Raw genomic sequence first — 25,874 nt, 5'->3', positions numbered from 1 at the left:
CACCCTGTTATAAAGGGGTTTTTCGTTACTGCGTTGGTTGAAAAAATAATATATCTCAGTCAGATAAAACCGTAATGACGCAGGCCGTCTATAATGCCTGCCGCATATTCATCATTGCTGAAATGGATATCCGGCTGGCCCTGGAGATGCTTGAGTTCTTCACTGTGATTGCCTACAACAAGGCCACGGGATTTTCCGGCTATCATATCTTCGTCGTTACCCGAGTCTCCGGCAACCAGGACATGGCGTGGTGAAAAATCAAATTTATAGCTGACGTAATCAATGGCTTTACCTTTGGAAGCATTTTGGGGCAGGATGTCAAGGAATTGGCCATGGGAATAAATGACCTTGCAGCGCAGCTTATGTTCCTGTAACGCCTGGTACACCCGATCCAGTCGGGTGTTTTTATCTTCCAGGTAGTAGCTGATTTTGTGGCTGCGCTGTCCTTCTGCTTCCTGGAACACCAGAAAGCCCAGATCATCCAGCACTTCCTTAATTCGCTCTGGCTTCCAGTGGACCGAGATATGTTTCTGCCAGCCCTTGTCATGCCTGATATCAGGTCCATAATAGATTTCCGTGCCAACACTGCAGATCAGGATATCAGGTACTGGAATGTCGAATTCGGTCATGGCCTCAATGGTGAGTTCCAGACTGCGTCCGGTGGCAACTCCCCAGGCTAAATGTCCTTGATTGTCATCCAGAATATTGAACAGTTGACGCATGCTTTTTGCGTCCCCTACCAGGGTGTTGTCAATGTCGGTTATGAGCAGGTGATTCACGTTGGTGAGTCTGGCGCCGTACGATTTTTTTGAAGAGCGCGAGTCTTTCATTGCATCCTTCTCCTGTGAGGGTTGAATGAAATCGGGCAGGAGATCATAAATTTTTTGCAGCGTAGCGGTGCAGTGTGCCTGCCATGCATAATGCTGTCGGACTCCATTGATACCATTGTTTGAATATTGTGACCATTTTTGCGGATCAATGAGAATGTTTTTAATTGCCGTTGCGATCTTTTCAGGCTGCGACGCATCGATGAGAAGTCCGTTTTCACAGTTACCTATGATATCAACGGGGCCTCCATAATTGGTCGCCACGATAGGCAGGCCGCAGGCCGATGCTTCAATGAGTGTCAGCCCAAAAGGTTCCACAAGCGCCGGATTGACGAATACCCCATGACTTTCAGCACATAACCTGTATAACTCGGGAACCTCGGTGGCAAAGTCATGTTTCTTAGGGATGGCGAGGTTACCATACAGGTCATACCTGTCCATCTGCAGGAGCATATCGGTTAAGACAGCTTTTTCGTTTTCTTCCATGATGTTGATATTACTGCGTATTCCAGCGAATATCGCCATGTTTGCAATGGCTTGCAGTTCTTTGCTCGTACCGTATGCTTCCAGGAGTCCTGTGATATTTTTACGTTTGTCAGGTCTGCAGAGGGCAAGGATAAATGGTTTTTCCGGGTTAGCCCAGAAACGGTCCAATTCTTTGCGCAGTGTATAACGGGTCTGTTTCACTTCTTCACTGAGGAGGTCAGAATCCAGTTCAAGGTCATAGAACGGGTAAAAAGCCTCTAGATCAATGCCTGGTGGAATAACGCAAAACCCTTTGGCCGTAGCGTTATACAGGCCGTACTGCTCCTCTATCTCTTGTCTGGTGGAGGTAATAATGAGATCAGCCTGGGCAATGATGTCTTCCTCCATTTGAATGCGATGGTCGATTTTATATTGTTTATTGATGCTGTTCTCATCCATGCCGTCACTGATCAGTTTGACGCGTTTGTTTCGTCCAAGGGAATGGCCTGTAAACAGAAAAGGGGCGTCAAATGCATTGGCGAGTTGCATGGCAACATATCCGGCATCAGCATAATGACCGTGAAAAACATCGGGAATACGTCCCTCTGATTTGATGAAACGGATAGTCCTTTCGATGAACTCCTCCAGGTGCGGCCAGAGCAGTTCCTTCCGCATATATTTGGTCCCGCCGCATTGAATCCGGACGATGCGGGCATTTTCAGAAAGAGGCTCTATGATCTGGGCATAATCCGCTGCCAGGCGCTTATCATCGATATATCGGGTAACCAGATCGACCTGGCACACATCGGGATGATCTCCCAGGGCCCGGGCAAGCTCGAGAACATATTTGATCTGACCGCCAGTATCGGCATCTTTTCCCAGTTCCGGCATATTGCCACGAATAAGTCCATGAATACTGAAGAGTTGCAGGTAAAGTCCTTTGTTGTTCTCCATATAAACTGGTCCTCTGGAAGTAAGGGTTGCAGAAACAATATATTATCCAATCTTGTTGGTCTTTCAACTCTTTCTTATGACTGTTTCAAGGGTTCCATGCTGGCTCTTGATCCATTGAAAAAGTCATGAGGATAAACCGTTATCCTACCAAGTTTTTGGAGAATTATTACTTTCCACGACCCTAAAATCAACTGCTTCTTGTGTTTTCCATTCGTTGGAGGAACGGAAAGCAAGGGGGAAACTGTCTGTCGTCCTGATCTCTGTATTGGTGTTACATTGTATCTCCGGAGACGTGTGAATAAATGTAGGAGATTACCGCTGCGTCGTACGTGTTACCTCATCGTGAGCATCCGCATTGATATGCCATGGCAGGCAATCATGACTGCACATGGCAGCGGTACCTGTGATGACGTATAGTGTTGGGGGCACGGAAAAAATAAATTATCCAATCTTGCTTGTCTCTCAACTCGCTAACGTCGTCGCGTCAATGGTTCCATACTGGCCGTATTGAGCCATTGACGCGACGACGTTAGCAAACCGATATCCTACGCAATTTTCGGATATTTCTTATTTCCCGCGACCCTAAGGAAAAACCTGGCAGAGGTAAACATCCTGGGTTTAAGGGCAATTACGTGAGATTTTGTTGTTATCTGTGGCATGCTTATATTTCACACAGAAGGAAATATTCTGTGTGTATTGGTATTGCGGTATGTATCATACTGTATATTACCCTGCTGGTCCATACTCCTGATGATTTAATAGGTAAAAGACATTTGACAAAAAGCAAATATGATATTTCCAGTACACAGCTATTACAGGGAATATTCCCTGACAGGCAGATGTAATGCATCTGAGGAGGCCAATACTGTATATGAAAATGTAAAGGAGAGATGGGTAGATGTTGAGTTGCGACGCTTTGGAAGGTATAATCCGATAATTTATTTTTCGCGGCCTCACAGGGAAAAGCAAAGGTCTTGCCGTGTCTATTTCTTCAGTAAACTGAACATATTTTGGAGTATGTGTATATGAGTGATGAGCCGAATAAGATTATCTATTCGATGATCAAAGTCAGCAAGAAGTATAAGCAGAAACAGGTGTTGAAAGATATTTCCCTCAGTTATTTCTACGGCGCCAAAATTGGTGTTTTAGGATTGAACGGTGCAGGAAAAAGTACCCTGTTGCGTATTCTGGCCGGGTTGGAAACGGATTTTGATGGCAAAACCATGCTTTCAGAAGGCTTTACCATTGATTATCTGCCCCAGGAACCAAGTTTTGATCCGGAAAAAACAGTACGGGAAGTGGTGGAGGAAGGCGTTCAGTCAACGGTTGATCTGATAGCTGAATTCAATGCCATTAATGAAAAATTCGCAGAGCCCATGGATGATGATGCCATGCAGGCATTGATCGAACGGCAGGCAGAGGTACAGGATAAGCTGGATGCTCTGGATGCATGGAACCTGGACAGCAAGTTGGATATGGCCATGGATGCGTTGCGTTGTCCTCCTGGTGATATGAAAACAGGAGTGCTTTCCGGTGGTGAACAGCGCCGGGTAGCTTTATGCCGTATTCTACTCAAGCAACCAGACATCCTGCTCCTTGATGAGCCTACGAACCATTTGGATGCAGAGTCCATCTCCTGGCTGGAACAGCATCTGCAACAGTATGCCGGTACGGTTATCGCGGTAACACATGATCGTTATTTTCTGGATAATGTGGCAGGCTGGATTCTTGAGCTTGATCGTGGCATGGGTATCCCCTGGAAAGGGAATTATTCTTCCTGGCTGGAACAGAAGGAAAAACGACTGGTTCAGGAAGAGAAAAAAGAAACCAAACGGCAACGTACCCTGCAGCGAGAGCTTGAATGGATTCGCATGAGTCCCAAAGGTAAACGTTCCAAATCCAAAGCCCGTATCACTGCCTATGAAAAGCTGCTCAATCAGGAAGTGGATAAAATGGATTCCGATCTGGAACTTTATATCCCACCAGGACCTCGGCTCGGCAAGGTTGTTATCGAGGCGGAAGGCTTATGTAAATCCTTTAATGACAGGGTTCTGTTGGATAATGTGGAATTTTCTTTGCCTCCCGGCGGCATTGTCGGTGTTGTGGGACCCAATGGTGCAGGGAAATCAACCTTGTTCAAAATGATTACAGGTAAAGAACAGCCGGACGCGGGGACAATACGTATCGGCGAGACTGTGAAACTTTCCTATGTGGACCAGTCCCGGGAATCGCTGGGGGCAAATCAGACCATCTGGGAGGCTATCTCGGAAGGACAGGATACTATCTGGCTGGGAACCAAGGAATACAATTCCCGGGCCTATGTGGCCAAGTTTAATTTTACAGGTGCTGAACAGCAGAATAAGGTCAGCGAGATTTCCGGTGGCCAGCGCAATCGGGTGCATCTCGCTCGAATGCTCAAGGAGGGTGGGAATGTCATCCTGCTTGATGAGCCGACAAATGACCTGGATGTGAATACCATGCGTGCTTTGGAGGAAGCACTGGAAAATTTTGCCGGCTGTGCTGTGGTTATCAGTCATGACCGTTGGTTTCTCGACCGTATAGCCACCCATATAATGGCCTTTGAAGGAAACTCGGAAGTGGTCTGGTTCGAAGGCAATTACAGTGAATATGAGCAGGATTACAAACGAAGGAAAGGGGCCGATGCTGACCAGCCGCATCGAATCCGTTATCGGCAGTTAACCAGATAATTGATGATGGTTGAAGAGAGAAACGTTCGTAAGTTGTTTTTTCGTTCTCTTTTTAGCCCAGCAGTAAGGTATGCGGTATGTTGAAGACACAAAACGAATCAAAGAACAACAAAGATGAGAGTAAGCGAGTCCTTGCACGTTGGGTCAAACTAACGGTCTTTTGTCTCCAGATGTGCATTGTATCCTCACTGGGTACAGTGCAGATCGGTTTTGCTGAAGAAAGTGCCATAGATTCCAACCAGACAAAAATTGTGGGTGGAGAAACCGCCGTCAAAGGTGCCTGGCCGTGGATGGCTGCTCTCTTGTACTCAGATATCAACGACTTCTTTTCTGCGCAATTTTGTGGAGGAGCCCTGATCACAAAGAAATGGGTGCTTACAGCTGCTCACTGCGTTTATAATGGTAGCTCCCTCAGGGCAGCCGGTGAAATTGATGTGGCCATGGGGGTGCATGACTTGACCACAAATAGCGGTGACAGAATCAGTGTAAAAAGAATTGTGCCGTATCCAGGCTATAATAGCCGTACCAATGATGGTGACCTGGCATTGCTTGAACTTGCACGGGAATCATCTGAAGAGACATTGGCCCTTTTTACCGACAGCAGCAACAGTCTGAGCGGGGAGACAGGAACCCTCATCGGCTGGGGAAATCAGGCTTCTTATGACATAGATTATGCCGAAAAGCTCCAACAGGTGGAGGTTCCCATTGTCAGCAATTCGGTGTGTAATGCCAGCTATTCAAATCAGATTACCAGTAACATGGTGTGTGCAGGTTACTCTTATGGGGGCAAAGATTCCTGCCAGGGTGATTCCGGTGGGCCGCTCATGGTCTATTATAACAATAAATGGAGGCACGCCGGTATAGTCTCATGGGGGTATGGATGCGCCTTAGCTGGATATTATGGCGTGAATACACGTACCTCTCAGTACATATCTTTTATCGAATCTTACGTGGGGGAAGTTGAGAAGACCCCATCAGGATTGATAATGGCGCCCATATATCTCCTTTTGCAACAGGCTGATTAAGGGTCACGGAAAAATAAATTATCCAATCTTGCTTGTCTCTCAACTCGCTAACGTCGTCGCGTCAATGGTTCCATGCTGGCCGTATTGAGCCATTGACGCGACGGCGTTACCAAACCGATATCCCACGCAATTTTTGGATATTTATTATTTTCCGTGCTCCCTAAGGGGGCTTGATCAGGATTTTTCAGGAGAATATTTTTCGTAGAGGCGAGGCGCGAAGAGAACGCCGCAGTTCACTCCCTTGAAGGATCAGGGGGAGTTTTTCTGCGGCTGTTTTTTTTCATGCTGGTGAATCAGTACAGGCAGCATGAGGTTCCAGAATGCTTTGGAGGTGTTGGGATTGTTATACCCGACGCCTCCTGCTGCATTCGCAACATTTGGAACAAAGTCAGCTCCGTTCGGATCTGTCAAATTGGCCACAGAATTGAGAAACTCCTGGAGATCTGTATAGTGGTCTCCGTCAAAATCTGTCAATGCATCCGCTGTTTCTGTGTCTGCAAAGTATCGTATCTCCCAACTGTCATCCATGCCATCTTCATCATCGTCCTGAAAAGTCTCTGTGGCATCTATGTAGCCGGAGACAGTTGCCGGAGAATAGGCCGGATAGGCAAGGGCAGGATCAGTTTCTCCTTCCACCATGCCGTACAGAATGGGGACCTGTTCTCCTGAAGCTTTGTACCCGGCGCTGGTGTCGGAGACAACGCTTGGCTGAATGGAAAGGGGGATTACATTGTCTGAAATACCAGCAACGTCGTTTATCATGAAGGTAAACGTCATAAGGACTGCTGGTTGTCCGCCTTTAATTCTCGCTGCTGCAACCATAACCTGGGAAGTGCCAACGGCGTGGGCCAGTGGCCTTGTATATGTTATGCCTCCTACGGTGACGCTGGTATCGGGAAGCGGATCAGGTGCTGGATCGACAAGGCTCCATTGATTGAGAAAGTTGCCGAAATGATTGGAACTGATATTTCGCAATGTGAGAAAGGTGGAATTGTAGGTCAGAGTGAAAACGGTTCCAGCTATATTTTCCTGATTATAGTCACTTACCGTAATGTTCACCGTGACTTCACGACCTGGAAATGATTTGACTTTGGAAACTTCCAACTGCAGAGCCAAACAGAAAGAGGCGTTCAGCATGAGTAATGCAAATATGAAGACGCCTGAATATTTTGCTTTATGCATACTGCCTCCGGGGGCATAATGGAAGTGACGCATGTGCTGTGCGCATGCCTGACTCGTTGGGAAGAGATAATGCCTTTTTGGACAGGATTTGCTTTTTATGATATTGATTTTTAGGGTGTTCGTCTAGAATTTTTTCAGAATTTCTTATAGGTGTAATTGTAGTACTGCTAGTTGTGCCGGGTAGTTGGACAGACACAGTCTGCGTAACATCATATGTATGTTGATTACTTTTCGATAATCAACGTAGAGCAAGAACTCGTTGTAATCGTTCACGTAACCGGTCACCAAGGCGTGAAAATGTCGGTGCCATGATTGGAAACGGTTATCAGTGCTTCATATGTACACGAATTGGCTGGCAGGCTATAGCCAATCTGGCATGGCAATCCAGTCGTGCGAAGAGGTGGTCGACCACAGGAAGACTCCGTGGAGTGCCGGTGAAAGATTACAGAGAGTTGGGGATGGGAGATATTCCATTCCTTGCGTATATGTTGATTGTGATAGGAGATCGATATGCAATGGACCAGGTTGCTGGTGATGACACTGGCCTTTTTACTCATGGTAAGTGCAACCACCTGGGCACAGGTACGTGCGCCTCAACTGAAATGGAAAGAAGGGGGATGTTATTCATCCTGGTGCGAAACAGGATGGTATTCATCACCAGCAGTTGCTGATCTGGATAAGGATGGAATACCTGAAGTGATTGCATCCGCGTATTCAGTGGTGGTGCTTGACGGGCGCAACGGATCCGTGCGTTGGAGGGTTGATGCAGGAAAAGACAGAACGAGCCCTGCTGGCCATTCCCACCGGACCTGGCCGGGTATATGGGTAGTGGATGTTGACAACGACAATGCATTGGAAATAATTACTGCCCATGGCGGCGGTTATGTGAGTGTTTATAACCAGAATGGATATTTTGAAAGCGGATGGCCAAAGCGCCCCACAAACAGCGAGCTGCGTGGTTTATTTGTCAGTGATCTGGACCGGGACGGCACAGGTGAAATAATTGTTACCGGCGCTGTTTCGAGCAAGATTAATACCTGGGTTTTTGAACATAACGGCGCCTTACGTTCAGGTTGGCCACAGGTCTCAGGGGATACCGGGTATGCCTATGGGGTCTTTAATGATAATGCCTGGGTTGCAGATCTTGACGGCAGCGGCAATGCAGAAGTTGTGGTGCCTTCTGATGTTCACTATATCACGGCATTTCATGCTGCCGGGACACCTGTGCGTGCCAATAGTGTATATGGTAACAAGTATTGGGGACAGGTTGGTGTCTGGGAAAACCTGGCTGTAGAACTGAGGGGCTGGGGACAATGCAACGGTGTTCGTTCAGAAAGCTATCGTTCTAATTTTGCCCATGGTCCGTCTGTGATAGCCGATGTGGATAATAACGGTACGAAAGAAGTGGTGGTGACAGGCAATATGTACAACTGTGCGGTTGGGCATCCTCCTGGAAAATACACCTCGCTGTTTATTTTTAATGCTGATAGAAGTCGATTTAACAGTGGGCAATGGAATTGGTCGCAGGCACCTGTCAATACCGGCGCACCGTTAAGCGAGAGTTACAGTGTCATTGAGAATTGTCAGCCCAATCCTGTTGTGGCAGATATTGATAATAACGGGGTGGCAGAGATACTTTTTTCAGGATATGACGGCAGGGTTCACGCTTTCTGGCTGGACAAGACGGAGCACGGCAGCTGGCCTTTTTCAGTATACAAAGCAGCGGAAGGCTTCTACCGGTTTGCCTCGGAACCTGTGGTCGCGGATCTGGACAACGATGGGTGCAGTGAGGTCATTTTTACGTCCTGGCCGCAGAACACCAGCAGCGGGTTGCGACTGGGCAAATTACATGTTGTCGACTGTAATGGACAGGAACTGTTCTCCCAGAACCTGCCCGGACCCAAGTCTGCCAGTGTGCATATTAATGGAGCGCTTGCTGCTCCAACCATCGCAGATATTGATGGCGATGCTGATTATGAGCTGGTGATCAACACCATGCGTGGTGGTTTTGTAGCCTATGATCTGCCTGGATCAGCAGGTGCGAGGATTTTGTGGAAAAGTGGCAGGAACCGTGGCCCGGAATTGATGTCACCTGATCATCGTATTCCAGCATGGAGCAGGCTGAATCCGGCAGTCCCGTTATTGCTTCTGTTTTAGCCCTGTTTCTGCAGGACAAGAAAAAGCGACTTTTATCTGGCAGAGTGGACACTCCATGCTTATTCTCATCATATTGATGGAAACGGGTAACCGTCATCAGTACTTCTTTTCGTCCGACCAGACCTTATCGTGTAGCCGACTGTGGCCTGGAGATTTACTGAGCCGGACGTGGAGTACCGGATAAACGGTTTCAGTCATCGGATTATACCTGGTTTTTTATACCCCGGTGAACTGCTACATATGGTAATCAACAGCTTTCTCCGCCTTGCAGTCGGTTTGGATAACGAATTCGTATCGTCTGCTACGGGTGTTTTTATTTTTTGGCAGTACAATGTCTTCATCCAACAAGCTTCTTGTTAACCGAGAATATTTCACCTTTGCCCAATCCCCGGATCTGTTGCAGTTGGATTGTGGTGCACAGCTAGGCCCCATAACCCTGGCCTATGAAACCATAGGGGAACTCAACAAAGCCCGATCCAATGCAATACTTATCCTGCATGCCTTTTCAGGGGATTCCCATGTGGCTGGATATTACAGTGAAGAAGATGAACGACCGGGATGGTGGGATTTCATGGTCGGCCCAGGCAAACCCATTGATACAGAGAAATTTTTTGTAGTCTGTTCCAATATCCTGGGGAGTTGTGCTGGTTCAACCGGGCCTTCCTCAACAAATCCGGCAACGGGAAAACCCTATGGATTGAGCTTTCCCATGGTGACCATTAAAGACATGGTTGCAGCCCAGAAGCATTTGATCAATCATCTGGGTATTACAAAGTTGCTGTGCGTTATAGGTGGCTCCGTGGGAGGGATGCAGGTTCTTCGTTGGTGTGCCGACTATCCTCAAATGATAGGTGCAGCCATTCCCCTGGCGACAACGGCACGTCATTCAGCCCAGGCCATTGCTTTTAACGAGGTCGCACGTCAGGCCATCATGGCTGACCCTGATTGGAATGGAGGGAACTACTATGAAGGGCAGGGGCCCGCTCATGGTCTTGCAGTCGCACGTATGATAGGTCATGTGACCTATCTCTCAGATGATGCCATGCGGGAGAAGTTCGGTCGACGTCTGCATCGCTCAGCCTTTTCTTTTGCCTTTGACGGCGATTTTGAAGTGGAAAGTTATCTTCGCTATCAGGGAAAAAAATTCGTAGACAGGTTTGATGCCAACTCTTTGTTGTATATAACCAAAGCTGCTGATTATTTTGATCTGCAGGGGAGTGAAGGATCCCTGCTCGTCAATGAACAACTCGCTGATGTATCGTTTCTTGTTATCTCTTTTACCTCGGACTGGCTGTATCCCACGTACCAGGCCAAAAATCTGGTGTCAGCATTGAAAAAAAACGGAAGCGATGTCAGCTTTTGTGAAATTGAAGCGCAATGGGGGCACGATGCCTTTTTAATTCCCAATGGGCGTTTACAAAGCGTGATAAGCGGTTTTCTGGAGCGGGTATACCATGAGCAATGCTGATTTGAAAAGCCCGGCAATGCGTTTTGACCTGCAGGTGATAGCCTCGTGGGTGGATCCGCATACCCGCGTTCTGGATCTCGGGTGTGGAAAAGGTGATTTGCTTTCGCATCTGCGGGAACAGAAACAGGTCAAAGGAACCGGGATTGAGTTGAGTGAAGAAAAAGTAGCCTGCTGCATTGAAAGAGGGCTCACTGTTCTTCAGGGAGATTTTCTCGAAGAAGTACGGGATTACCCCAAGGACTGCTTTGACCTTGTTATTCTCAGTCAGACTCTGCAGCAGGTAACTGATCCAAAAAATTTGCTGACAGATCTCCTGCGTATAGGAAAGCGGGTCATAGTCAGCTTTCCCAACTTTGCACATTGGTCATGCCGTATGCAGATTCTGTTTCAGGGCATTGCTCCGGTCACCGATCAGCTGCCTTACGAATGGTATAACACGCCTAATATCCGGGTGATGTCGATCCGTGACTTTAAGCGTTTTCTTCGTATGATCAAGGTCCGCATCGTCAGGGAAGTCGCTATCAATACCCATCAGCGGGATGTAAAAGGAAACACCGTACGGTACCTGAAAAATATCAGGGCAACCTATGGAATTATGATGTTGGAACAAGTGTAATTCGCGAAACTGCTCACAGTGCACTTGATCTTTCCGCGACCATACTGGCTCCCGTATTTTTGGATGCGCTGCACCAGAGGTCTAGCGAAAATTTCAGGCACCCTGTAACGCGGTGCCAATACGGGGAATTTTTAAGATTGTCTTTCTCCCCTGTGGGTAGTTGGTCATTCGCCTAACTTTAAGGACGTAGTATATTATGGGAGAACAAGATATCCTGCCAGGAACCTGCAACAGTGAAGCGGTAACGGACAGTACTGGTACTGATCCGGTTCCCGAGGTGGTGGAGGCACTGGCGGAAGGATTTAAAAGCGGACGATGGGCAAGTCATATCGAGCCTGTTGCAATACCTTCGAAGAGTGAGGTGATAGAGCTGGTTGAGCAGATGCAGCGCATTCTCTTTCCCGGATATTTTACCTCCATGGTTTTGCGTCCCAACAATTTGCACTATTATTTGGGGCAGGAGCTCAGCCTGTTGCAGGAAAACCTGGCCGACCAGATCGGTTCAGCCATCCGTCACGACTGTTTTCGGCATAACCAGGTGTGTACAAAGTGTGGAGAACGAAGTTTTGAACTGGCATCGGAACTGATCAGCTGTTTACCTGAAATTCGAAATTTGCTCGAATCAGACATTGAGGCAACCTTGACAGGTGACCCGGCAGCAGCACACCGCGATGAAGTTATTTTCAGTTATCCCGGCCTGTTTGCCACCATGATTTATCGTGTCGCCCATGTGCTGAACACCATGGAGGTTCCAATAATTCCTCGTATCATGAGCGAATACGCTTTTCATCGTACAGCCATAGATATAAATCCCGGAGCGTCAATTGGTGGCTCCTTTTTTATAGATCATGGCGCCGGTGTGGTTATTGGAGCAACCTGTAAGATCGGCAGTCGGGTCCGTATTTATCAGGGCGTGACTCTGGGAGCTCTCTCGCTGCCCAAGGATGCAGGTAAGAAGCTGCGTAATGTGAAACGTCATCCTACCATAGAAGATGATGTAATAATTTATTCCAATGCCACCATCCTGGGCGGTGATACGGTAGTTGGTGCACGTTCGGTTATCGGAGGTAACGTGTGGTTGACCAAGTCCGTGGGGCCGGATACCAAGGTGGCACTGGATCCGCCGCAACTGAAATATTTTGGACCGGAGCAGAAGAAATGACCGAGAATGTTTTTCATGCCATCAGTGAAGCTGTGGGGAATACCCCCCTGGTACGGCTTGATCGAATCGGCCAGGGGCTTGCCGCAACCATTTACGCAAAGGTGGAGTCAGCCAACCCCCTTGGCAGTGTGAAGGATCGCGTTGCCCTGGCTATGATTGAAGATGCGGAACAACAGGGATTGATTGGTTCAGGAACAACTATCATAGAACCGACCAGTGGCAACACCGGTATCGGGCTGGCTTTTATCTGTGCGCGTCGAGGATATCGGCTGGTCCTGACCATGCCGGAAAGCATGAGCCTTGAGAGACGGATGCTTCTGAAGCATCTGGGGGCGGAGCTGGTGTTAACTCCCGCAGCACAGGGAATGAATGGGGCGCTGGCAAAAGCCAGGGAGCTACGGGAACAAATTGATGATTCCTGGATGCCAAACCAATTTGCCAATGCCGCGAACCCAGCCATGCACAGAAAAACCACAGGGCCTGAAATCTGGAAGCAGACCGGGGGAAAGGTAGATATTTTTGTGGCAGGCGTAGGTACCGGTGGAACCATAACTGGTGCCGGTGGATATTTAAAGGAACAAAATCCGGATATTCGGGTGATTGCAGTTGAACCTGCTGCCTCACCAGTACTTTCAGGAGGTACCCCCGGCCCCCATAAGATACAGGGCATAGGGGCTGGATTTGTGCCTGAAACTCTGGATCGCAGAGTTCTGGATAAGATCATTCAGGTTGAAAACGATGCCGCTATTTTCCAGGCCAGGGAAGTGGCTCGAAAGGAAGGCATACTGTGTGGTATTTCCTGCGGAGCTGCATTGTCGGCAGCCTTACAGGTTGCTTCTCAGGAAGAAAACAGGGATAAAATGCTGGTCGTTATGTTCCCGGATACCGGTGAACGGTATTTAACTACAGATCTGGTAGAGAAATAGAAAAATGGCAACTATTGTTTCTTTAAATGTCAGTGAGGCAAAAGGTACACAGAAACAACCTGTGAAGAGCATCGAACTCAAGGTTGATCATGGTATTACAGGGGATGCACATGCTGGGAAATGGCACAGGCAGGTAAGTCTGCTGGCCGAAGAATCCATTGATTTCATGCGAAGTCAGGGGTTGTCCCTCGACCCTGGAGCGTTTGCTGAAAACATAACAACCAGAGGACTTGAGCTCCATACACTGCCTGTGGGCACACTATTGGGTAGCGGTGAGGTGGTCCTGGAGGTGACACAGATTGGAAAGAAATGTCATCAGGGGTGTGAAATCTTCAAACAGGTTGGCGACTGCATTATGCCAAGGGAAGGTATTTTTACTAAAGTGATCAAGCCGGGAACGTTGCATCAGAGAGATACCATTGAGGTTATCTCTTCCGGGCAAGAGGATTCCTGATGGTTGGTGCGAGCGGTTGTAAACGTTGCGGGGAATGCTGCCTGCAGGGTGGCCCTGCATTGCACACCCAGGATCTGGAGCTTGTCAGGAATGGGCACATCGTTCGCAATGACCTGGTGACAGTACGTAAAGGGGAGTTGGCCCTTCAGCCTCTGGAAAAGATTCCCCAGCCGGTGGAGCGGGAATTTTTAAAGGTGCGCGGCAGCCAGGGACAATGGCGTTGCCTGTATTATGATCAGGAACAATCAACGTGCAGCAGGTACCGGCACAGGCCCCTGGCCTGCAGGCTTTTGGAATGCGCTGAGCCGGAACCGTTGCTCGCCATAACCGGTAAGGACCTGGTGTCCCGTTTTGATCTGATTGCAGCTGACGAGCCAATTCTGCCCTATATCAGAGAGCATGAAAAACAGTGTGCCTGTCCCTTTTTTCAGGAGATTCAAGAGCGTCTGGATGATTCTGCGCAGCAGTACCAGCTGCTGCAGGAACTTGAAGAGCTGGTGAATCTCGATATCAGGTATCGCAGCGTGCTGCAGAACAGGTTTCAATTCACTGTGGGACTGGAGATGTTCTATTTAGGCAGACCGATTTTTCAGTTGCTTTCCCCGCTGGGGATTGTTGCATGCCAGGAGAACGACAGGATGAAACTGACCTGCGGCAAAACGACATGAGTTGCTCCATACACCTTTGCAATTAGAGGTTGTGCTCTTTATAAAAGGTAGCCAGTGCTGCCTGCGGTGTGCGGGCAGTGATGGTTTCTTTTTCTTCATAGCCGTGGGATAGGAGCAGGGATTCCCACCAGTCGTTTCCTTTCAGACCAAAAATGATGGAGATGGCCAGGGAAATGACGTTGATAATGTCGTCTCCTGTTTTTCCCATACCAGCTTCCGCTATGTAGGTGCCGAGTATTAAAGAAAGAATGAAGAGGGTTGCTCCGGTCAGCCACATTTTTTTGGCCAGCGCCCAGAAACAACTGAAAAAAAAGGCAGGCCAGGACCATCCCTGTTTGACAGCTTGCAGTGTTCCATCCGGGTGTTGATAAATTTTAAACTGTTTCATGAACCTCTATATCTATATGATTATACTTTTTCTGTCACCGGTGAAAGAGTACTGCATGCTGTGATGTGATAGCCATGGTGGTGCACAATTTGCGAATTGCCTGATCACAAGCAAGGGGTTTCCAGCCAGTTGTTATTCATTTAAAATGACTTCCAGGGTGCCTTCGCTTACCTGGAGTGATGCGATGCCTTCGGCAAAAGCCTGCCAAAAACCATCTTCTGTTCCAAACTCTTCTATGAGATCAACGTTTTTCAGCCCACCTAGCCATGCTTTGGGTAAGGGAACCCCCATGAGAGATACGCCCCGGAGGATGACCACTGGTCTGTTTTGCCGATAGGCTAATTCTGTTCCTGCATTGATGCGCAGCACTTTGCCCCCCAGTATGGGGAAATCCGGGTCAAGTGGAATCAACATGTTAACGCTGAGCATGTCGTTGTCAAGGTCAATGGCCACTTTGTCGGCAAGGTCTGTGTTTTTGGCCAGCATGCCATTGAGTTCCCTTTCCGTAAACGTCACTGTACGATGCGCCGGGTTCTCAGTGTAGGGTTGTGGTACGAGTGCTCCGTTGTCATGCATTTTGGGAGGTTCGGCAAGGTCGTATCCGGACCCTTTCACAGTTTTGGAATTTGCTGCTTTTATATCAGCCAGAGACTGCAGTTTGCTGCTCAGAACAGTCTGTTCCTTCTCTGAGAGAACCACTGGTTTAAATGGTTGCGGGAAAAGATAGGTTCTGGCAAAAAGGACACTGCCAGCAAGAGTAAGCGTAAAAACCAGCAGAATAATACCCAGAACCTGGAGGCCTGAGAATCCTTTTTTAGGATGTTCGGTTTCCATAAAGTGTAATCTCCTCAAAATATGCTTGTACAATGTATAGACACGGTTGGCTTTTCTGTCAAATGGGATTGAACGGGGCAGCCACAGGTTCAAACTGCTATCTGATCGGGATGAAACCACTGAGAACGTGTATAAATACAATCATATATGAATATGTTGAGGTTGCCCTGATGGAACATACCAAGGGGTTCTGGACGTAATCGGGATAATCCTGTATTCTGTTTTATTTTTTATGGGAAGTAAGCAGTACATTTCTACAGATTCAGTTCGGTGTCGTAGCTGAAATTTTCGGAATTATTTTAGGGTCACGCAAAAGAATAAAGTATCCAGTCTTGCTTGTCTCTCAACCCGGTAACGTCGTCGCGTCAAAGGCTCAATACGGCCAGTATGGGACCATTGAGGCGACGACGTTACCAAACCGATATCCTACGCAATTTTTGGATATTTATTATTATCCGCGACCCTTAGAAAAATAAAAGGAATACCTTATGAATCCATATCTTGTATTTGTTTTGGTGGTCTTGCTTGGCCATTATCTTTTGGAATGCATGGTGTCCCTCCTTAACCTGCGTGCTCTTGACCCCAGACTTCCTCGGGAATTTGCAGGGGTATATGATGAGGAACAATATGCGAAATCCCAGAAATACACCAGAGTGACAACACGCTTTGGGCTGCTCCAGAACAGCGTACTCACTGCTTTGACCCTGGGGTTTATTCTGTTCGGGGGATTTAACCTGCTGGACCTTTTAGTCCGTTCACCTGGGTTTGGTCCTGTCGTTACCGGCCTGCTGTTCATCGGATCTCTTTTACTTATGACCATGGTGATCGGGTTGCCGTTTTCCATCTATTCCACCTTTGTGATTGAGGAGCGTTTCGGTTTTAACACCACCACAGTAAAGACCTTGATTCTGGATTTGTTGAAAACCCTTCTGCTTGCTAGTATTTTAGGAGCTCCGTTGTTGGGTTTTATACTCTGGTTTTTTGAACGCACCGGTCCATATGCCTGGGTATACTGTTGGGGGGCAGTGGTCTGTTTTATTCTGGTTGTACAGTTCCTCGCTCCAGTGGTGATTATGCCTCTGTTTAATAAATTTGAGCCGTTGGAGGATGGTGAACTCAAGGATGCCATCACCGAATATGCAAAGCAGCAGCATTTCACCATCCAGGGAATATATACCATGGATGGTTCCAAACGCTCCACCAGGGCTAATGCATTTTTTACAGGTTTTGGCCGTTTCCGACGAATCGTCTTTTTCGATACCCTGATAGAGAAAATGGAGACAGAGGAATTGGTGGCCATACTTGCGCATGAAATGGGGCATTTCAAGAAAAAACATATTCTTAAGATGCTGTGCGCTTCTGTGTTGCAGACAGGTCTCATGTTTTATATCTTATCTCTTTTCCTTATGAATTCAGCTTTATTTGCTGCTTTTCAAATGGAACATGTGTCTGTATATGCGAGCCTGTTGTTTTTTGGATTTCTGTATTCTCCGATTTCCACGATCCTTTCTGTATTTTTTAACAAGGTATCGAGAAAAAACGAATATGAGGCTGATGCGTATGTGGTAGACACAACTTCACAAAGTGAATCGCTGATTGCAGGCCTGAAGAAACTTAGTGTAAGCAACCTCTCAAACCTGACACCGCATCCCCTCAATGTGTTCCTCAATTACAGTCATCCCCCTGTAATGGAGCGTATTAAGGCTCTGCGGCAATATGCACAGACAAGCAAGGATACCAGAGATTCATGCCACAAAATTTGAACGTATTTGAACAGAATTGGCTCAGACAGCTGCAAAAAGAATGGGAAGACATACAGTTTCTGTATGATCTCCCCTTGGCAAGACCGATTTTTCAACTCTCACGCTCCACGACTGTATTGGGGTCCTGGGATGAGCAACATCGTATACTGACCCTCAGCTCTTTTCTCATCCAGAATCACTCCTGGCAGATTACCATGCAGGTGTTCAAGCATGAAATAGCCCATCAATGCTGCAGCGAGATGGGGGCTTTTCACAAGTATGCGGAAAAAGGCCATGGTCCTGGATTTAAGAAAGCCTGCGAATTGTTGGGCGTGGATCCGCCGTTTCAGAGAGCCCAGGCTGATACGGAACAGGCATTACATCTGCTGACGACAGAAGAACATACCTCAAGGCATTCGCGTATACTTGAAAAAGTCCGTAAGCTTCTTCAGCTGGGCGGGTCCAGTAACGAGCATGAAGCTGCCGCTGCCCTGGCCAAGGCCGGTGAATTGATGCAGCGGCACAGCATTGAACTTGATCAGTTTGATGAACAGGCCGGGATAACGGCAGTGGTACTGTCAACGGGGAAACAACGTCTTTCCTCAGCTACCAAAGGCATGTGCGGTTTGCTGAACAAATATTTTTCTGTTCGGGTGATTATCGGGCTGGAGTACGATCCGCTGGCAGACAGGGAATACCGGACCATAGAAATCTATGGGACAGAAGAACAGGTGGCCATTGCCGAACATTGCTATCATTTTCTGCAGGAACGCCTGGATACCCTTTGGCTGGCAAATAAAAAGAGATTTGCCGGTACCGGGATAACTGGAAGGAAAAGCTTTGAACTCGGGCTGTTGTCCGGATTTGCCGAAAAATTGGAACAACAGGCCCGGGAAGAGACTTTTGCCACCAAGGAGCAGGAGCAGCAGGCAATAACAGCCCTCGTACGCCTGGAGCAGCGAGTGGATGAATATGTGCAGGTGCGTCATCCAAAATTGAAGCTGCAGAAAAGCAGACGTATCAATTTGCATGCAGCAGCATATAATCAGGCTCAGCAACAGGGAAGAGCCCTGGATTTCAATAAACCGGTAACAGCAAACGATATTCGGATGCTTACCTGAACGATGGCCTGAAAAAATGATGCTCTTGCTGTGAAGCGCAAAAAAAAACTTTCAGCCAGGATCAGAGTCTTGTATAGTGCTGGCTTTTTTTCTTGGCAGGGTGATAGGATGACTGTGTACAATATGTGCACGGAAATGTGATCATTCCCGAATGTTTGTACTGTAATTGTTACGTACAGGATGCAGAGAGAACAGGGGAGAAGGTGAGCCTGTGAATTATCAGACAATGGAACGCTGGAACAGCAACAAATCTTCAGAGTTGTATGGTGTTTCTGAATGGAGTGGTGGGTATTTTGGTGTGGCTGAAAATGGCGACATGATGGTTATGCCGGAGCCCGGTGCAATAGACCGCGCTGTCAGCATTCATCAGATCACTACGGGCATAAGGGAGCGTGGCCTTGACATGCCTGTGTTGCTGCGCATTGAAAATATCCTGGATTCCCAGATTAAAAGCCTGAACGAAACGTTCCAGGCATCCATGCAGGAACTGGGATACCGTGGAGCTTTTATGGGAGCTTATCCCATTAAGGTGAACCAGCAACAGCAGGTTGTGGAGAAAATCACCCACTTCGGTTCACGTTATCACCACGGACTTGAGGCTGGCAGTAAAGCTGAGCTGATTGCGGCCATGGGTATGCTCCGTGATAAGAATGCCGTTCTTATCTGTAACGGATACAAGGACGAAGAATTTATTGATCTTGGGCTCAATGCCACCAAAATAGGCTTTAACTGCATTCTGGTGGTTGAAATGCCAGATGAACTGCCCCTGATTATCGAACGTGCGAAGCACTTAAATGCAAAACCCATTCTTGGTATACGCCTTAAACTGACAGCCCAGGCTGGCGGACATTGGGCTGAATCCGGAGGGGAACGGTCCATTTTTGGGCTCAATACCAGGCAGGTTATCCAGGCCGTTGATCTCCTGAAGGAAGCAGGGATGCTCCATTGTCTGAAAATGGTGCATTACCATCTGGGGTCACAGATTTCAAATATCCGTGAAATCCGCTCTGCGGTCAACGAAGCCTGTAAAGTGTATGCCGGCCTGGCCAAGGAAGGTGCTGATGTTGCCTATCTGGATCTTGGAGGCGGTCTGGCAGTGGATTATGATGGTTCCCATTCCAACTTTTTATCGAGCCGTAACTATTCCCTGAATGAATATTGTACAGATATTGTTGAAGCTGTGATGACTTCTCTGGATGAAGAAGAGGTGAATCATCCAACCATTATTACAGAGTCTGGTCGGGCACTGGTGGCGTACTATTCGCTGTTGCTGTTTAATGTCCTGGATGTTACACGATTTCAGCCGGAGCCGTTACCTGCCAAACTTCCTGAGGATGGGCCACCACAGCTGGAGTATATGATGCAGGCGTTGCAAAGCCTGACTATCAGAAATATCCAGGAAGTATTCAATGATATCATCTTTTATAGAGACGAGACCCGCAGGTTGTTTCAGCATGGGCAGATCTCTCTGCGTGAGCGCTCTGTAGCTGAGCAGATTTTCTGGAAAACCCTCAACGAAATTTCCAGACTGGCAAAGGATGTGAAGCATCTCAGTGCAGACCTGGCAGATCTGGATCAAATACTCTCTGATTTTTATTACTGTAATTTCAGCGTTTTTCAGTCTCTGCCGGATTCATGGGCCATTGGTCAGCTTTTTCCCATCATGCCCATACACAGGCTCGATGAAGAACCGAATCGAAAAGCCATACTTGCTGATATTACGTGTGATTGCGATGGTAAAATAGATCAGTTCATCGATAAACGGGGGGTGAAACGTTATCTGCCCCTGCATGAACTGAAACCCTATGAGGAATATAACCTGGGCGTTTTTCTGGTGGGTGCTTATCAGGAAACCCTTGGGGATCTGCATAATCTGCTGGGTGATACCAACGTGGTTACTATCCGTATCCTTGACAACGGCGAATATGAATTTGTCAGTGAGCAGGAAGGGGATACCGTTGCCGACGTATTATCCTATGTTGAATATGATCCTAAACGACTGTTTATCAAATTCCGTAACACTGCTGAGCAGGCAGTCCAGAGCGGAAAGATTACAGCCCAGGAGCGACGGGAAATCGTTCAGATGTATGAGGCCGGTCTGCGGGGGTATACCTACTTTGAGCGTTAGTTGGTGTCTGGCCGGCAATTCTCAATGGATATGTGCTGGCAACAACATAGACACAAAAAAACAACGGCACAACATAGCAATATTTTGTCATTGATGTGACACAGGATAAAGGAGAATAAACATGGCTCATGTTTTGATTATCGGTGCCGGTGGCGTTGGCAGCGTGGTCGCCCATAAATGCGCCCAGGTAGCGGATGTCTTTACAGAGATCACCCTTGCCAGCCGAACCAAGCAAAAATGCGATGCTATTGCCGGGGAAATTAAAAAACGGATCGGCAGAGTGATCACCACAGAGGCCCTGGATGCCGATGATGTGAGTCAGACCGTGGCCCTTATCAGGCGTATCAAGCCTGACTTGGTTCTCAACGTTGCCTTGCCGTATCAGGATCTTCCGCTGATGGATGCCTGTCTTGAGGCAGGTGTTGATTACCTTGACACTGCCAATTACGAGCCGCCTGATGAAGCCAAATTTGAGTATAAATGGCAGTGGGCGTATCAGGATCGTTTTGCAGAAAACAATATTATGGCTCTCCTTGGCTCTGGTTTTGATCCAGGGGTGACCAATGTGTTCGCTGCCTGGGCCATGAAGCATCATTTTGATGAAATTCACCAACTGGATATCATTGACTGTAATGCAGGTGACCATGGGCAGCATTTTGCCACCAATTTTAATCCAGAGATCAATATACGGGAGATTACCCAGCGCGGCCGCTACTGGGAGCATGGAGAATGGGTGGAGACCGATCCCCTTTCCTGGTCCATGATGTATGATTTTCCGGAGGGGATTGGCCCCAAAAAATGCTTTCTCATGTATCACGAGGAACTGGAATCCCTGGTACAGAACCTGAAAGGTTTAAAGCGGGCCCGTTTCTGGATGACTTTTTCCGAACAGTACCTGACGCATTTGCGGGTTCTGGAAAATGTCGGCATGACTCGCATTGACCCTGTCAATTATGGTGGCCAGGAGATAATCCCACTCAAGTTTTTAAAGGCTGTTTTGCCGGAGCCAGCATCACTGGGCCCTTTGACCAGTGGAAAAACCTGTATAGGTTGCCTCATGAAAGGCGTGCAGAACGGGAAGGAAAAAACCTTGTATGTCTACAATATCTGCAGCCATGAAGCTGCATACAATGAAGTAGGCTCCCAGGCCATTTCCTATACTACCGGTGTGCCTGCCATGATTGGAGCCATGATGATGCTGACCGGTGCATGGAAAGCACCTGGTGTATGGAATATGGAGCAGTTTGATCCTGATCCTTTCATGGAAGCACTGAATGTTCACGGACTTCCCTGGAAGGCGGAAGAACTGTGATTGACGGTCGCCTAGCCTGCCGGCTTAATCCCAACAGAATAGCAACACCGGCCTTTGTGGTTGACCTGGGGCTCCTGGAGGACAACTGCCGGATTCTGGACCAGGTAAGACAGAGAACAGGTTGCAAAATATTACTGGCACTCAAATGTTTTGCCATGTATGCGACCTTTCCTCTGCTCCGGCAGTATCTTGACGGTATCTGTGCCAGTTCACCCTATGAGGCCAGGTTGGGGCGCGAGGAATTTCAGCGGGAGGTGCACGCCTTTGCCGCGGCTTTTTCCGAATCTGATATCAGAGCTCTTGCCAAGACCTGTGATCATCTGGTGTTCAATTCTTTTGCGCAGTTTGAGCGTTTCGGCCCTCTGGCAAAGCAGGTCGCCGAACAGGCCGGGAATATTCTGCATTTTGGTCTGCGGATCAATCCTGAGCATTCAGAAGGAACTGTTCCAATGTACGATCCCTGTTCTCCTGGCTCCCGTCTCGGCATCAGGCGGGAGCATTTTCTGTCAGACAGGATTGGGACGGTAAAAGGATTACACTGGCATAACCTCTGTGAACAGGATGCCGACTGCCTGCAGCGTACTGTTGCTGCAGTCGAGAATGCTTTTGGTGATGTCCTGCCCCGGATGGATTATGTAAATTTTGGAGGTGGTCACCATATTACACGGGCAGACTATGACAGAGAGCTGCTGGTTGATATTATCAACACCTTTCAGCAGCGCTGGCAGGTCCAGGTGTACCTTGAGCCCGGAGAAGCTGTAGCATTGAACACAGGTTATCTTGTGGCTACGGTCCTGGACATTATCCAGGCAGACATGCCCATAGCCATTATGGATGCCTCTGTCCCTGCACATATGCCCGATGTATTGGAAATGCCCTATCGTCCGCACATCATAGGCTCTTCGCTGCCAGGTGAACAGCCGTATACCTGCAGGATTGGAGGACTTTCCTGTCTTGCCGGAGATGTGGCCGGGGAGTATTCTTTCCCCAGGCCTCTTGAAGTGGGTCAGCAACTCGTGTTTACGGATATGGCCATTTACACCATGGTGAAAACAAACACCTTTAACGGGGTGAAGTTACCGGATATTGTTACCTGGGATCCGGACTCTGAACAATGTAAGGTAGTCAAAACCTTTGGCTATACTGATTTCAAACAACGCCTGTAGTGGATTATAGTGTATCTCCCTGATTTTCTTTCCTCAGAATGCAGTCTTCGCGAGCCTGATCAGGCTCTGTTTCATATTATCCCGGTTCCCCTTGAGCAAACTGTCTCTTACGGGGGAGGTACAGCTCGCGGACCTGCCGCAATCCTTGAGGCATCGCAGCAGCTTGAGGCCTGGGATGGTGCTTCTGAACCTCATGTTTTAGGAATTCATACCCAGGCTCCAGTGGACTGCAGCGGGAGTATGGACCAGGTGCTTGGCCGAATCCGTTCAACCGTGGCTTCTGTGGTGAAACAACAGCGGATACCCGTTACCCTTGGTGGGGAACACAGTGTGACCATTGGTGCCCTGTGTGGTATAACAGCAGCTGATAAAAATATCGGTCTTGTTCAGCTGGATGCACATGCGGATTTACGGGAAACCTACCAGGGCAGCAGGTTGAGTCATGCCTGTGTGGCGAGAAGGGCGGTTGCTGATTTGGGAATGCCCCTGTTCCAGTTTGGTGTCCGCGCAATGAGCGTGGAAGAGGTAAAAAGCCGACAGCGATATAAGGTGCGCTCCTTGGATGCTCAACAGTTGTACCGCGAAGGGTTCCCTGCAGCATTGCTTCCAGAAGACTTTCCCAAAAAAATTTACATCACTTTGGATGTGGACGGGTTTGATCCCTCGGTGATACGTGCAACCGGTACACCCGTGCCAGGTGGTCCATCCTGGTTTCAAGTCATGCAGTTCCTTGATCTGGTCATCAGGGGGCGTCAGGTAGTAGGCTTTGACGTGGTTGAGCTGGCACCTCAGGAACATGATCCAGCCTCCGATTTTGCGGCAGCCCAACTGATCTACAATACCATGGGGTTTATCCAGCGTCTGACACTGGACAAATAATGCCCTTTTATTCCCTTCGGGGCAGCAGTATCACGCTGCCCTGCCAAGCATGAGTTCACATAAATGCCTTGTCTGCAGCCTGGGCAGAACTCCTGCATGATACGTCTGTTTCCTGCCGAGTTTACTGATATTTCTTGTGTTTACAGCCTATCTGGCCCATAATGAATATGGGACTTCCTGGTTTGGGGGAGCCCTAAAATCTCACGTATCTCGATATTTCGTTTTAGCTGAAAAACTGCCCTTCATGAGGGCAATTGTTTACTAGTATCCGACATAGGGCTTGACTCTCCATTGTTTGGGAGGCTTACGGTGAAAAATTTTCGATTTTTGCTGTACCATGCACTGTTTTGTCTGTTGTTTGTTGGAGCGGCTGAAGCCAGTGGATTCCGGCTCCCATTCCAATCTTCGGCGGCTATCGGCAAATCAGGGGCCAATGTCGCTTCCGCGACCGGACCCGACTGCAGCTATTTCAATCCTGCAAACATGGGATTTCAGGATGATCAGATGCAGATTGAAACCAGTGTGACTGCACTGAGCCTGCCCAGTATCCATTATACTGACAGCCGAACAGCGCTGTTCAACGGCAGGTCTGAAGAAGAGCTTTTTTTCTTCCCCCTTGTTCACATGGTCTCCAATGACCTTAAAGGGTTTCGTCTGGGTATGTCCCTCACCTATCCTTATGGTCTGCAGAAGCAGTGGACACAACCCTACCCGCAAAGTTTTTCACGTACAACTTCCCTCAAGGTTGTAGAGTTGAATCCCACAATTTCCTATACATACTCAGATATAATTGGCATAGGTGGTGGCCTGCGTCTGCTCCACAGCAAGGGAAAAACAGAAAACGTGATTATAAACCCTCCCATGGCCCAGATAGGTCCCCTTACGTTTCTGCGCCAGAGTAGTGACGGTGATTCTACAGATTATGGATATAATCTGGCCCTTTCTCTGCGGCCTGTTCCCAGCTGGACAATTGCTGCGACGTACAGGTCGGCGGTGACCCTGGGCCTTGCAGGGGAGAGTACCCTGGAAGCTGGTGTCGGCGCAGAGCATCTGGCCTACCTTACTGCCTCATCCCTGGATATTGAGGCTCCTGCCGTAACCACTGTAGCAACTTCCTGGCAGTGGCGGCAGTGGACAGTGGAATTAGCCTGGGACAGGACCTACTGGTCTGATGTCACCTCTTTTGATACAGATTTTCAGATGGATGTAACAGGGACACCTTTCCAGAGTTTTGAGCAGCCAATTGCAAAAAATTGGCAGGACAGTGACAGCTTCCGTCTGGGGTTTACCTACGCATACTCTTTCTCCCTGCGCTTTATGGCGGGAATCTATATAGAAGAGACACCGGTTCCTGAGCAGACTCTGGGCTTTGAGCTACCTGATGGAGATGTCCTTGGATATTCCGCAGGTATCTCATATCGTTTTTCAGAGCTGGTCGAGTTGAGTTTCAGCTATCTCTACCATGACGTTGATGAACGAACAATTCTGGCTTCCCAGGGCAGTCAGAACACTACTGTCGACGGGTCGTTTACAGAAGCTTGTGCACATGTCATGAATGCGAGCCTTACCTGGCGTTTCTAAACGCTGGTTTTCTGTTGAATCTTTTTGGCGTAACGAGTTGGAAAGCAGTTTTTTTTGAGACTTTGGCTGTCCGCATTCAGTGTAACGAACAGTGCGGACTTCGGGCTCATG

The 25,874-nt window shown here is 48.2% G+C and carries 20 protein-coding genes; 16 read left to right on the top strand and 4 right to left on the bottom strand.

Annotated elements, in window-relative coordinates; translation table 11 throughout:
• Window positions 1-59: 59 nt before the first annotated feature.
• Window positions 60-2,246 carry an HAD-IIB family hydrolase gene (locus tag G493_RS0111220; RefSeq protein ID WP_028580460.1) on the bottom strand — a complete coding sequence of 729 codons (2,187 nt, stop codon included), beginning with the start codon at window positions 2,244-2,246 and terminating at the stop codon, window positions 60-62.
• 1,025 nt (window positions 2,247-3,271) lie between these two features.
• On the opposite strand from G493_RS0111220, the gene ettA reads away from it, so the two are divergent.
• Together ettA and G493_RS28900 are read left to right on the top strand one after the other, a co-directional pair.
• Window positions 3,272-4,954 (top strand): energy-dependent translational throttle protein EttA, encoded by a 1,683-nt coding sequence (ettA, locus tag G493_RS0111210; RefSeq protein ID WP_028580459.1) that lies wholly within the window; start codon window positions 3,272-3,274, stop codon window positions 4,952-4,954.
• Between the two features lie 77 nt (window positions 4,955-5,031).
• Window positions 5,032-5,979 (top strand): S1 family peptidase, encoded by a 948-nt coding sequence (locus G493_RS28900; protein WP_051309241.1) that lies wholly within the window; start codon window positions 5,032-5,034, stop codon window positions 5,977-5,979.
• A 249-nt stretch (window positions 5,980-6,228) separates the two neighbouring features.
• Here G493_RS28900 and G493_RS0111200 read toward each other — a convergent pair whose 3' ends face one another.
• Window positions 6,229-7,161: a cohesin domain-containing protein gene (locus G493_RS0111200; protein WP_028580458.1), complete on the bottom strand. Its 933-nt coding sequence runs from the start codon at window positions 7,159-7,161 to the stop codon at window positions 6,229-6,231.
• A gap of 510 nt (window positions 7,162-7,671) precedes the next feature.
• Here G493_RS0111200 and G493_RS28895 point away from each other — a divergent pair.
• The 7 genes from G493_RS28895 to G493_RS32115 all read left to right on the top strand — a co-directional run bounded on the left by G493_RS28895 (window position 7,672) and on the right by G493_RS32115 (window position 14,612).
• Window positions 7,672-9,318: an FG-GAP repeat domain-containing protein gene (locus tag G493_RS28895; protein WP_051309240.1), complete on the top strand. Its 1,647-nt coding sequence runs from the start codon at window positions 7,672-7,674 to the stop codon at window positions 9,316-9,318.
• 331 nt (window positions 9,319-9,649) lie between these two features.
• Window positions 9,650-10,786 carry a homoserine O-acetyltransferase MetX gene (metX, locus tag G493_RS0111185; protein WP_028580457.1) on the top strand — a complete coding sequence of 379 codons (1,137 nt, stop codon included), beginning with the start codon at window positions 9,650-9,652 and terminating at the stop codon, window positions 10,784-10,786.
• Window positions 10,773-11,402 (top strand): methionine biosynthesis protein MetW, encoded by a 630-nt coding sequence (gene metW / locus G493_RS0111180; protein WP_028580456.1) that lies wholly within the window; start codon window positions 10,773-10,775, stop codon window positions 11,400-11,402. Before metX ends, metW begins: the two co-directional genes overlap by 14 nt.
• Window positions 11,403-11,598: 196 nt before the next feature.
• Entirely contained in the window at window positions 11,599-12,564 is a 966-nt protein-coding gene (locus tag G493_RS0111175; protein ID WP_028580455.1) for a serine O-acetyltransferase, read from the top strand.
• Complete coding sequence (gene cysK / locus G493_RS0111170) at window positions 12,561-13,490, top strand: cysteine synthase A (protein WP_028580454.1); 930 nt, start codon at window positions 12,561-12,563, stop codon at window positions 13,488-13,490. The genes G493_RS0111175 and cysK overlap by 4 nt, the downstream gene beginning before the upstream one ends.
• A gap of 4 nt (window positions 13,491-13,494) precedes the next feature.
• Window positions 13,495-13,944 (top strand): MOSC domain-containing protein, encoded by a 450-nt coding sequence (locus G493_RS0111165; protein WP_028580453.1) that lies wholly within the window; start codon window positions 13,495-13,497, stop codon window positions 13,942-13,944.
• A complete protein-coding gene (locus G493_RS32115; protein ID WP_051309239.1) occupies window positions 13,944-14,612 on the top strand; it encodes a YkgJ family cysteine cluster protein in 669 nt (222 codons plus the stop codon). The genes G493_RS0111165 and G493_RS32115 overlap by 1 nt, the downstream gene beginning before the upstream one ends.
• Before the next feature lie 22 nt (window positions 14,613-14,634).
• Here G493_RS32115 and G493_RS0111155 read toward each other — a convergent pair whose 3' ends face one another.
• The gene (locus G493_RS0111155) at window positions 14,635-15,000 is read right to left on the bottom strand and encodes a DUF2628 domain-containing protein (RefSeq protein ID WP_028580452.1); all 366 of its coding nucleotides are present in this window, start codon (window positions 14,998-15,000) and stop codon (window positions 14,635-14,637) included.
• Between the two features lie 132 nt (window positions 15,001-15,132).
• Complete coding sequence (locus tag G493_RS0111150) at window positions 15,133-15,834, bottom strand: hypothetical protein (protein WP_028580451.1); 702 nt, start codon at window positions 15,832-15,834, stop codon at window positions 15,133-15,135.
• A gap of 488 nt (window positions 15,835-16,322) precedes the next feature.
• Here G493_RS0111150 and G493_RS0111145 point away from each other — a divergent pair, with 488 nt between their 5' ends.
• The 7 genes from G493_RS0111145 (at window position 16,323) to G493_RS0111115 (ending at window position 25,763) form a co-directional block, all read left to right on the top strand.
• Complete coding sequence (locus G493_RS0111145; RefSeq protein ID WP_028580450.1) at window positions 16,323-17,597, top strand: M48 family metallopeptidase; 1,275 nt, start codon at window positions 16,323-16,325, stop codon at window positions 17,595-17,597.
• The gene (locus tag G493_RS0111140) at window positions 17,582-18,697 is read left to right on the top strand and encodes a DUF2786 domain-containing protein (RefSeq protein ID WP_028580449.1); all 1,116 of its coding nucleotides are present in this window, start codon (window positions 17,582-17,584) and stop codon (window positions 18,695-18,697) included. The genes G493_RS0111145 and G493_RS0111140 overlap by 16 nt, the downstream gene beginning before the upstream one ends.
• Before the next feature lie 226 nt (window positions 18,698-18,923).
• The gene (gene speA, locus G493_RS0111135; protein WP_035274232.1) at window positions 18,924-20,825 is read left to right on the top strand and encodes a biosynthetic arginine decarboxylase; all 1,902 of its coding nucleotides are present in this window, start codon (window positions 18,924-18,926) and stop codon (window positions 20,823-20,825) included.
• Window positions 20,826-20,946: 121 nt separating this feature from the next.
• Window positions 20,947-22,137, top strand: coding sequence for a saccharopine dehydrogenase family protein (locus G493_RS0111130; RefSeq protein WP_028580447.1), 1,191 nt, complete (start codon window positions 20,947-20,949; stop codon window positions 22,135-22,137).
• Entirely contained in the window at window positions 22,137-23,303 is a 1,167-nt protein-coding gene (nspC, locus tag G493_RS0111125; RefSeq protein WP_028580446.1) for a carboxynorspermidine decarboxylase, read from the top strand. The genes G493_RS0111130 and nspC overlap by 1 nt, the downstream gene beginning before the upstream one ends.
• Before the next feature lie 6 nt (window positions 23,304-23,309).
• Entirely contained in the window at window positions 23,310-24,182 is an 873-nt protein-coding gene (speB, locus tag G493_RS0111120) for an agmatinase (RefSeq protein WP_153306485.1), read from the top strand.
• Between the two features lie 309 nt (window positions 24,183-24,491).
• Window positions 24,492-25,763, top strand: a complete 1,272-nt coding sequence (locus tag G493_RS0111115) for an OmpP1/FadL family transporter (RefSeq protein WP_051309238.1) — start codon at window positions 24,492-24,494, stop codon at window positions 25,761-25,763.
• Window positions 25,764-25,874: the final 111 nt, after the last annotated feature.

The organism is Desulfogranum japonicum DSM 18378 (assembly GCF_000429945.1).
Taxonomy (GTDB): Bacteria; Desulfobacterota; Desulfobulbia; order Desulfobulbales; family Desulfobulbaceae; genus Desulfogranum; species Desulfogranum japonicum.
This window is presented reverse-complemented; position numbering and strand designations above follow the sequence as displayed.

Coding starts and splice junctions, on each gene's coding strand:
- metX (WP_028580457.1), top strand. CDS start 9,650: ATGTCTTCATCCAACAAGCTTCTTGTTAACCGAGAATATTTCACCTTT.
- G493_RS0111145 (WP_028580450.1), top strand. CDS start 16,323: ATGAATCCATATCTTGTATTTGTTTTGGTGGTCTTGCTTGGCCATTAT.
- ettA (WP_028580459.1), top strand. CDS start 3,272: ATGAGTGATGAGCCGAATAAGATTATCTATTCGATGATCAAAGTCAGC.
- G493_RS0111165 (WP_028580453.1), top strand. CDS start 13,495: ATGGCAACTATTGTTTCTTTAAATGTCAGTGAGGCAAAAGGTACACAG.
- G493_RS32115 (WP_051309239.1), top strand. CDS start 13,944: ATGGTTGGTGCGAGCGGTTGTAAACGTTGCGGGGAATGCTGCCTGCAG.
- G493_RS0111130 (WP_028580447.1), top strand. CDS start 20,947: ATGGCTCATGTTTTGATTATCGGTGCCGGTGGCGTTGGCAGCGTGGTC.
- G493_RS28900 (WP_051309241.1), top strand. CDS start 5,032: ATGTTGAAGACACAAAACGAATCAAAGAACAACAAAGATGAGAGTAAG.
- G493_RS28895 (WP_051309240.1), top strand. CDS start 7,672: ATGCAATGGACCAGGTTGCTGGTGATGACACTGGCCTTTTTACTCATG.
- speA (WP_035274232.1), top strand. CDS start 18,924: ATGGAACGCTGGAACAGCAACAAATCTTCAGAGTTGTATGGTGTTTCT.
- G493_RS0111155 (WP_028580452.1), bottom strand. CDS start 15,000: ATGAAACAGTTTAAAATTTATCAACACCCGGATGGAACACTGCAAGCT.
- G493_RS0111150 (WP_028580451.1), bottom strand. CDS start 15,834: ATGGAAACCGAACATCCTAAAAAAGGATTCTCAGGCCTCCAGGTTCTG.
- metW (WP_028580456.1), top strand. CDS start 10,773: ATGAGCAATGCTGATTTGAAAAGCCCGGCAATGCGTTTTGACCTGCAG.
- G493_RS0111140 (WP_028580449.1), top strand. CDS start 17,582: ATGCCACAAAATTTGAACGTATTTGAACAGAATTGGCTCAGACAGCTG.
- G493_RS0111175 (WP_028580455.1), top strand. CDS start 11,599: ATGGGAGAACAAGATATCCTGCCAGGAACCTGCAACAGTGAAGCGGTA.
- cysK (WP_028580454.1), top strand. CDS start 12,561: ATGACCGAGAATGTTTTTCATGCCATCAGTGAAGCTGTGGGGAATACC.
- G493_RS0111200 (WP_028580458.1), bottom strand. CDS start 7,161: ATGCATAAAGCAAAATATTCAGGCGTCTTCATATTTGCATTACTCATG.
- G493_RS0111220 (WP_028580460.1), bottom strand. CDS start 2,246: ATGGAGAACAACAAAGGACTTTACCTGCAACTCTTCAGTATTCATGGA.